The sequence below is a fragment of the Pseudomonas sp. genome (assembly GCF_030150285.1).
Taxonomy (GTDB): domain Bacteria; phylum Pseudomonadota; class Gammaproteobacteria; order Pseudomonadales; family Pseudomonadaceae; genus Aquipseudomonas.
In genome coordinates, this window is the sequence record NZ_JASLGE010000093.1 from 21,416 (window position 1) to 27,987 (window position 6,572).

The following is a 6,572-nucleotide window of genomic DNA, read 5'->3' on the forward strand; positions in this document are numbered from 1 at the left end:
CCATGCGCGTAAAGCCAATGCGCCTGGGCGACCTGAGCGTGGGGTTTGTCGACTGCCTGGTCGAGGCGGTGCGCAGCCAAGGCCATGACCCGTTGCCGCTGCTCGCCCAGTACGGGCTGGAACCCGCCCGGCTGGCCCGACCCTTGGCGCGGCTGTCAATTCCCCGTTACATGCGCCTGGGCCACGCGGCGATTACCTTGACCGGCGACCCGGCGCTGGGCTTGTGCATGGGCCGATTTAGCCGTCTGCCCCAGGCCGGGCTGGCGGGCGTAACCGCCGCGCAAGCACCCAACGTCAGGGAAGCGGCGCGTACCCTGAGCCGTTTTGAACCGCTGTACGGCTCCAACTATCGCGGCCAGTCAAGCCTGCTCGAAGACGCCCAGGGCGCGTGGCTGCGCTTCTATTCCATCAGCCCGTACAACGGCTATAACCGTTTTGTGGTGGACTCGATCATCAGCGGCTGGCTACAGCAGTTGTCATCCGTCGCCGCCCGGCCGTTGAGTGGCGAGCATATCGACATTGAATTTGCCGAGCCCGAGTACGCTGACCGCTACAGCGCACTTAACGCCGGGTCACTCACCTTTGGTGCCAGCACCAACCAGTTGCGCCTGAACACCGCCACCCTCGATACCCGCAACCCCCAGCACTGCCCCAGCACCTGGCACTACTTGCTGCAGGCCTGCGAGCGCGAACTCGAACAGTTGACCCGTACACGCAGCCTGCGAGAGCGCATCACGCAGTTGCTGGGGCCTTTGCTGAGCGGAGGCCGGGAGCCCGGCCTGGAAGAAGTGGCGGCCTGCCTGAAGCTGCCGGCCTGGACGCTGCGCCGCAGGCTGGCCGAAGAAGGGACGCAGTTCAGGGCCATTCTTAACGACACACGCCGCGACCTGGCCATGACCTATATCCGCGATACGGAGTTGGCCTTTGGCGAGATCGCTTATCTGTTGGGGTTTGCCTCAGCCGAGGCGTTTCAGCGGGCCTTCAAGCGCTGGAGCGCGCAAACGCCGGGAGCGTTCCGCCGTCACCAGCGCCTTGTGTGATTCAAAGCTCTGTGGCGTCGTCGACAGGGTCCAGCGGGTCATGCTCACAGGCCTTGTATTCCAGCAGTTCTTCTTGATAGTCGTCCATGGCTACATCCTTTGTGCAGGGTCGTTTACGTAGGTCATGAGGGCACTTTAGAGCGGCTGCATGAAGTTAACATGACACCCGGCGGCCACCGCCCTCACTGACTTTAAACGTAGCACAGGCTATTCAATTTACCTGCCCGATTTATTGACCGGGCTCAAGGTTTTCAGCGCCTGGCAGCGGCGTGATGGCTGACCCGGCCGGTACCGTGATAGACGGCTTGCCCGCTTCAGGGCTGGCCGACTCAACGGCAGGCTCGGGTGTCGGGGCCACCGCCGCTGCCGGGGGTGCTTGCGGCACGATAGGGGTTGCCTCGGCAGGTGGCACCACCGGCTGCGAACCGGCCGGCTCGAGCGCCTCAGGCGCACTGACAGGCGCTGCTTGCGGCACCACTACGGGCTCGGGCCGGGATTCAGGCTCGGGCACAGTTTCCGGCACGGGCGTTGGCGCGGGTGTTGGCGGCGGAGTCGGCTCAACAGTGGCCGAAGCCGCTTCGGGCACGCCCAGTTCAGTTTTAGGCTTCTCGGGTTCGGGCGCAGGCTCGGTCTTTTTCACGTCCTTGGGCATGTAGACTTCCACCAGCGCAAAGAAACGGTCATAAAACTGAGGAGAAGACACCGTTTCACTGGCGACCTTAACCATGGAGTCATCGGTAGAACCGATCGGCATCGACACCGAACCGAGCACCCCGACCCCCAGGCTGGCCGAGTTATTGACCTTCTTCAGGGCATAACGGTCCTGCAGGGCATTGGCAAACATGGCGGAGTGATGCGCCGCGCCACCGTCATCAGCACACACCACGTTAAAACTGATCTCCAGATGGCTTTCGCCGGTTTGCTGGAAGCTCTTGTGGCCGCTGATCATTTTGGGATCGTTACTGGTGATGATGTAACCCTGACTCAGCAGTGCCCGGCGCGCCGCCTCGCAAGACGCTGTGTCGGGCACGGCGTAGTTGCGGGAAAACGTGTCGGAGTCATCGAAACTTTCGTGCTCGTAAATGGCTGTCTTCTTCGATGAGCAACCCGCAAGGCCAACCAGAACAAGGGCCACAACTACGGTACGCAAGGGAAATGACATGGGCATTAGACGTCCTGAAGATAACGGTACGCACACAGTGTGCATCACTTAGAGCGGGCCGCGTGCTGTTTGATCCACACAACGGTCGCGCCTGTCTTAACATTCATGGGCAGCGACACGCTTACGGTTAAAAAACACAGGCACAAAAAAAGCGACCCTGAGGTCGCTTTTTTTGTAGTTTCAGAGAGTTCAAGGGCTCTGAAGCAAATATGGCGCAGCGGACGGGACTCGAACCCGCGACCCCCGGCGTGACAGGCCGGTATTCTAACCGACTGAACTACCGCTGCGTATCGCTCGGACTTGCGTCCGTTTGAAACTTTAAAACCGTTGATCGATAAGCTTCGGTGCTTTTCAATCGCAAGCCAGGCGAGCCTGACTTGTACAAATATGGCGCAGCGGACGGGACTCGAACCCGCGACCCCCGGCGTGACAGGCCGGTATTCTAACCGACTGAACTACCGCTGCGCGTCGGTTGGTGGTTCTTTTCAGAACCGCCTTCTCTTTCGAGAAACTCAAGAAGTGGTGGGTGATGACGGGATCGAACCGCCGACCCTCTGCTTGTAAGGCAGATGCTCTCCCAGCTGAGCTAATCACCCTTTGCTTCGTTGAGGCCGCGAAATTTACGCACCTATCGAAGCTAAGTCAAGGGGATTGTTAGGTTTTTTCAAAAAAAGCAAAAAGCAGCTTTAAGCGGCAAGCAACAAGTAACAAGCAACAAGCAATCAACCCGCCGCCCTTACTTGAAGCTTGCCGCTCACAGCTTGAAGCTGCCTCACCCCGCATAGATCATTTTTTTGCTCATGCCGCCGTCGATCACGAACTCTTGCCCCGTGACAAAGCCGGCATTGCGCGACAACAGCCACGCCACCATGGACGCCACGTCTTCCACGGTGCCCACGCGCCCTGTCGGGTGCTGCGCGTGATCCGCCGCTGTCAACGGCTCGGCACGCCGGCGCGAAGGATCGCGGGCATCGATCCAGCCCGGGCTCACGGCATTGACCCGGATCTGTGGCCCCAGGCTGATGGCCAGGGCGTGGGTCAAAGCCACCAACCCGCCTTTACTCGCCGCGTAGGCCTCGGTATCAGGCTCCGACTGATGGGCTCGGGTGGAGGCCAGGTTGACGATCGCACCGTGCTGCACGCGCAAGTAAGGCGCGCAATGCTTGGCCAGCAACATCGGCCCGGTCAGGTTGACTGCCAACACGCGGTTCCAGTAACCAAGGTCAAGGCCTTCAAGGGTCATGTTATGCGGGTTGGCAATCGCGGCATTGCACACCAGGCCATCGAGCCGCCCGAATTGACCGATCACTTGCGCCACACACTGAATGACATCGGACTCAACCGACACATCCATGGCCAAAAACCACGCGCTTTGACCCAGCGCCTTCGCGACTCTGGAGCCACGGGCGCGATCAATATCGGTCAACACCACTTGCCAGCCTTCGCTGACAAGCCATGCCGCTACGCCCAACCCGATCCCCCGCGCCGCGCCGGTCACCAGCGCGACACGGCCATTAGCAAGCGCTTTTTCAGTCACAGTGCAGCCAGCCCTCGCGCCAGGTCAGCCTGCAGGTCAGCCACGTCTTCAAGGCCAACGGCGATGCGGATCAGGCTGTCACGAATGCCCGCCGCTTCGCGCTCTTGCGGGGCCAAGCGACCATGGGAGGTGGTCGCCGGGTGGGTAATGGTGGTTTTGCTATCGCCCAGGTTGGCCGTGATGGAGATCAACCGCGTGGCATCGATAAAGCGCCAGGCCCCCTCTTTGCCGCCTTTGACCTCAAAGCTGACCACCGCACCAAAACCGCGCTGCTGGCGCTGGGCCAACGCATACTGCGGGTGGCTCTTGAGCCCGGCGTAATGCACCTTCTCGATGCCGTCCTGCTGCTCCAGCCACTCGGCCAGGGCCAGTGCGCTGGCGCAGTGAGCGCGCATGCGCAGGTTCAAGGTTTCCAACCCCTTGAGGAAGATCCAGGCATTGAACGGGCTCAGGGTCGGCCCGGCCGTGCGCAGAAAGCCCACGACTTCTTTCATCTGCTCGCTGCGGCCGGCAACTACGCCACCCATGCAACGGCCCTGGCCATCAATAAACTTGGTCGCCGAGTGCACGACTATGTCCGCCCCCAGCTTCAAAGGTTGCTGCAGGGCCGGGGTGCAGAAGCAGTTGTCGACCACCAGCATCGCGCCTTTGGCGTGGGCGATTTCTGCCAGGGCGGCAATGTCGACCAGTTCGGCCAGCGGGTTGGAGGGCGATTCGACAAACAGCAATTTGGTGTTGGGCTTGATCGCCGCGTCCCAACCCGCCAGTTCAGCCAGGGGGACGTAATCGACCTGAACACCAAAGCGCTTGAAGTACTTTTCAAACAGGCTGATGGTTGAGCCGAAGACGCTGCGCGAAACCAGAATATGATCACCGGCGCTGCACAGGCTCATCACCACCGACAGGATCGCCGCCATGCCGGTTGCCGTGGCAACGGCTTGCTCAGCGCCTTCCAGGGCCGCAATGCGCTCTTCGAACGCTCGCACCGTGGGGTTGGTGTAACGCGAATAAACGTTGCCTGCCGCCTCACCCGAGAACCGCGCTGCTGCATCGGCAGCCGTGCGAAACACGTAGCTGGAGGTCAGGAACATTGCATCGCCGTGCTCGCCTTCTGGCGTGCGGTGCTGGCCGGCGCGTACGGCCAAGGTATCGAAGGCTACACCTTCGAGGTCGCTGTCCAGGCGACCGGCATCCCAATCCTGACTCATACTGCCCACTCCTTGCTGTGTAGTGATTTTTATCGATAAGAACAATGCAAACCGGCCCATCAGGGCCGGCTTGGGAACACTTAGTTGTTGTACAGGCCAATCGTCGCTCCGACGCCCTGCGCAACCACCTTGGACGCATCGTTGCGCGCACGCTCGATACGGTCCAGGTAGTTTTCATCGATGTCGCCCGTCACGTACTTGCCGTCGAACACCGCGCAGTCGAACTTCTCGATCTTGATCTTGCCGCCACCGACAGCTTCGATCAGGTCCGGCAGATCCTGATAGATCAACCAGTCAGCGCCGATCAGATCCGCCACGTCCTGGGTGCTGCGGTTGTGCGCAATCAGCTCGTGCGCGCTTGGCATGTCGATGCCGTACACGTTCGGGTAGCGCACGGCCGGGGCGGCCGAGCAGAAGTAGACATTTTTGGCACCGGCTTCGCGGGCCATCTGAATGATCTGCTTGCAGGTGGTGCCGCGCACGATCGAGTCGTCTACCAGCATTACGTTCTTGCCACGGAATTCCAGTTCAATGGCGTTGAGTTTCTGGCGCACGGATTTTTTACGTGCCGCCTGGCCCGGCATGATGAACGTACGGCCGATGTAGCGGTTTTTAACAAACCCTTCGCGGAATTTGACACCCAGGTGGTTCGCCAACTCCAGCGCGGCGGTACGGCTGGTGTCCGGGATCGGGATCACCACGTCGATGTCATGCTCTGGGCGCTCGCGCAGGATCTTCTCGGCCAGCTTCTCGCCCATGCGCAGGCGAGCCTTGTACACCGACACACCGTCGATGATCGAGTCCGGGCGCGCCAGGTAGACGTGTTCGAAGATGCACGGCGTCAGTTGCGGGTTCACCGCGCACTGGCGGGTGTGCAACTTGCCTTCTTCGGTGATGTAGACCGCTTCACCCGGTGCCAGGTCGCGAATCAGGGTAAAGCCCAGCACGTCGAGCGATACGCTTTCGGAGGCGATCATGTACTCGACGCCTTCGTCGGTGTGACGCTGACCGAACACGATCGGGCGAATGCCGTTCGGGTCGCGGAAACCGACGATGCCATAACCGGTGATCATCGCAACAACGGCATAGCCACCGCGGCAACGGTTGTGCACGTCTGTGACCGCCGCAAACACGTCTTCTTCCGTCGGCTGCAACTTGCCGCGCTGTGCCAGCTCATGGGCGAACACGTTCAACAGTACTTCCGAATCGGAGTTGGTGTTGACGTGACGCAAGTCAGATTCGTAAATCTCCTTGGCCAATTGTTCAACGTTGGTCAGGTTGCCGTTGTGCGCCAAGGTGATGCCATACGGCGAGTTGACGTAAAACGGCTGAGCTTCAGCTGAAGTCGAGCTGCCTGCAGTTGGATAACGCACATGGCCAATGCCCACGTGCCCGACCAGACGCTGCATGTGACGCTGATGAAACACGTCACGCACCAACCCGTTGTCCTTGCGCAGAAATAACCGGCCATTATGGCTGGTCACAATACCGGCAGCATCCTGGCCGCGGTGCTGGAGGACGGTTAGCGCGTCATACAGCGCCTGATTGACGTTCGACTTACCGACGATACCGACGATGCCACACATGCGACGCAACCCCTACTTAATGGATCTGAACTGAACACC

Annotated in this window: 5 protein-coding genes and 3 tRNA genes; 1 reads left to right on the forward strand and 7 read right to left on the reverse strand. The window is 60.5% G+C overall.

Annotated features, from left to right (window positions below):
- The first annotated feature begins 2 nt into the window (after positions 1-2).
- Complete coding sequence (locus tag Q1W15_RS21840) at positions 3-1,040, forward strand: AraC family transcriptional regulator (protein ID WP_300732329.1); 1,038 nt, start codon at positions 3-5, stop codon at positions 1,038-1,040.
- A 229-nt stretch (positions 1,041-1,269) separates the two neighbouring features.
- Here Q1W15_RS21840 and Q1W15_RS21845 read toward each other — a convergent pair whose 3' ends face one another.
- From Q1W15_RS21845 to purF, 7 genes are all read right to left on the reverse strand, one after another.
- Entirely contained in the window at positions 1,270-2,208 is a 939-nt protein-coding gene (locus tag Q1W15_RS21845; protein ID WP_300732331.1) for a DUF2242 domain-containing protein, read from the reverse strand.
- 204 nt (positions 2,209-2,412) lie between these two features.
- Positions 2,413-2,489: transfer RNA gene (locus tag Q1W15_RS21850), tRNA-Asp, on the reverse strand.
- Between the two features lie 101 nt (positions 2,490-2,590).
- Positions 2,591-2,667, reverse strand: a tRNA-Asp gene (locus tag Q1W15_RS21855).
- A gap of 55 nt (positions 2,668-2,722) precedes the next feature.
- A tRNA-Val gene (locus Q1W15_RS21860) sits at positions 2,723-2,798 on the reverse strand.
- A gap of 176 nt (positions 2,799-2,974) precedes the next feature.
- Positions 2,975-3,739, reverse strand: coding sequence for an SDR family oxidoreductase (locus Q1W15_RS21865; protein WP_300732334.1), 765 nt, complete (start codon positions 3,737-3,739; stop codon positions 2,975-2,977).
- Complete coding sequence (locus tag Q1W15_RS21870; RefSeq protein WP_300732337.1) at positions 3,736-4,947, reverse strand: O-succinylhomoserine sulfhydrylase; 1,212 nt, start codon at positions 4,945-4,947, stop codon at positions 3,736-3,738. Before Q1W15_RS21870 ends, Q1W15_RS21865 begins: the two co-directional genes overlap by 4 nt.
- Positions 4,948-5,027: 80 nt before the next feature.
- Positions 5,028-6,533, reverse strand: a complete 1,506-nt coding sequence (purF, locus tag Q1W15_RS21875; RefSeq protein WP_300732340.1) for an amidophosphoribosyltransferase — start codon at positions 6,531-6,533, stop codon at positions 5,028-5,030.
- Between the last annotated feature and the right edge of the window lie 39 nt (positions 6,534-6,572).